1 protein-coding gene is annotated in these 230 nt (G+C 49.6%); it reads right to left on the reverse strand.

From position 1 onward, the window contains the following. Nucleotides 1-18: 18 nt before the first annotated feature. The coding region (locus tag FCL40_RS18520; RefSeq protein ID WP_169307183.1) for an IS3 family transposase at nucleotides 19-230 on the reverse strand (212 nt) is incomplete at its 5' end.

Genomic DNA, 230 nt, shown 5'->3' on the forward strand with positions numbered 1-230 from the left:
TGAATAGCCCCTATTTTCCTAGACACCCGATTGGTTAGAAAAATACTGGGCCTCGAACTCTACCGGTGACAAGCCATCATTGGAACCATGTCGGCGCTTCGAATTGTAAAACATCTCGATGTAGTCGAAGACTTCGCTTCGAGCCTCATCTCGGGTTGAGTAGATCTTCCGCTTGATCCTTTCCCGCTTTAGCAACTGGAAGAAGCTCTCTGCTACCGCGTTGTCGTGGC

The organism is Ferrimonas sediminicola (assembly GCF_005116715.1).
GTDB lineage: Bacteria > Pseudomonadota > Gammaproteobacteria > Enterobacterales > Shewanellaceae > Ferrimonas > Ferrimonas sediminicola.